Origin of the sequence: Pseudoalteromonas sp. OANN1 (assembly GCF_024124685.1) — a bacterium.
In the GTDB taxonomy this organism is placed as follows: domain Bacteria; phylum Pseudomonadota; class Gammaproteobacteria; order Enterobacterales; family Alteromonadaceae; genus Pseudoalteromonas; species Pseudoalteromonas piscicida.
Genome location: NZ_JAMXSE010000046.1, coordinates 1 through 1,846, shown reverse-complemented (window position 1 = coordinate 1,846; position 1,846 = coordinate 1). Strand labels below are relative to the sequence as shown.

1 protein-coding gene is annotated in these 1,846 nt (G+C 42.2%); it reads left to right on the top strand.

Translation table 11 applies throughout. The annotated features are described in order from the left end of the window. Positions 1–126 precede the first annotated feature (126 nt). Positions 127–1,665, top strand: coding sequence for a transposase (locus NH462_RS22780; RefSeq protein WP_253107821.1), 1,539 nt, complete (start codon positions 127–129; stop codon positions 1,663–1,665). Positions 1,666–1,846 lie beyond the last annotated feature (181 nt).

Sequence of the window (1,846 nt, the reverse complement as noted above, 5' to 3'; positions counted from 1 at the left end):
GCGTTGAGGCTGTAGAATTACTCTTTTCAGGTACTGGATTCTTGGTTTTGGATTGACTGTTTCTTAACCTTGAATCGAGTTGGTTACTGTGATCTAATAGATATTATTCACCCACGGTAATCTGTTATGGCCAACTATAAGCCAGACTTATCCCGCCAAAATAAATTCATTCCAATCAATTTCGCTGAGCAAATTTTGCCGGGAACCTTTGAATATGCGCTTTGTTATATTGTCGATAATAAGCTTGACTTGTCGGGCTTTGACGCTTGGTATAACAACGACAAAACAGGCGCTGCGGCGTATCCGCCCGCGGTGATGTTAAAGGTTATTTTACTGGGCTATGCACATGGTTTAATCAGTAGTCGGCGAATTGCTAAAGCGTGTGAAACAAACATTTTATTTATGAGTGTGTCGGGTGATATTCAGCCGCATTACACATCAATAGCGGGTTTTGTGGCTAAAATGCACGAACAGATTGAACCGCTATTTACGCAAGTGCTGATGATATGTGATGAAGAAGGCTTGATAGGACGCAATATGTTTGCCATTGATGGGTGCAAATTGAAGTCCAACGCAAGTAAAGAGTGGAGCGGTACATTCGATGAGCTAGGCCGTAAAAAAGCCAAATTAGAACGCGCAAGCAAACGCATAATTGAGCGCCATCAAGCGCAAGATGGCTTAAGTGAAGAGCTGGTCACTCAAGACTTAAAGCAAAAAGAAAAGCTAGATAAAAGTGCAGATAAAATCACCGCGTTCTTAGCTACTCACGAAGAGAAAACAGGCAGTAAAGGTAAGCCGGTTAAAAGTAATATTACCGACCCAGACAGCGCGAAAATGACCACGTCAAAAGGCACAATTCAAGGCTATAACGGGATAGCGATAAACGATGATAAACATCAAATTATACTACAAGCACAGGCATGGGGCTCGGTGGGCGAGCAACAAACACTGCAGCCAGCCGTTGAGCAATTAAAACGACAACTTGAAAAACTGAACAGTGATAAATTCTCTCACAAACAGGCCATTAAATTTACCGCAGACAGTGGATTTAATAGTGAAGCGAACCTTGAATTCATGGCGCAAAGTGGCTTTGATACTTACATAGCTGATAACCAATTTAGAAAACGCAACCCGCTGTTTAAAGAGAGCGAAACCTACGAAACAGCGCAAGAAAGGCGCCGATTAAAACGGCGTAACGGCAAGCCACGGTTATTTACCTCAGACGACTTCCAATATGATGAAGTAACACAAACCTGCCGCTGCCCCGCAGGCAATGAGATGTGGCGAAGTGGTATCAATGTAAACAGCCATCATCAACAATACACACGATTCTGCGGTTACTTAAAAGACTGTAAAGTCTGCCCCCTGCAACAGCAATGTATGCGAAAACCACCGATAAAAACGGGGCGACAAGTACAGTTTAAGAGTGATGAGTCTCGCAAAAAAATCAGTTACATCGACAAAATGAAAGTAAAAATAGACAGCCCAATAGGACGACGACAATACAGCAAACGACTTGGATGTATCGAACCAGTATTCGGCAACATCACGGTGAATAAAGGGATGAATAAGCTCACATTACGCGGCCAAGTAAAAGTCAATGCTCAATGGCAGCTATACTGCCTTGTTCACAATATCGAAAAGTTACGAGAAAGGGTGTCGTAAGCTAAGAACAACCTGACCTAACAGCTCCGAAACGCCTCTCAAACCACAACAAACCAGCTTAAAAAAACGCCCTAAAATAACAACTCACACCCAACTAAACGATTGAATTAAAATAGGAACTCAGTTATCGTTTGTTGATTACAAAAACAAATTTGAAACGAGTTATTCTACAGGCTCGTTA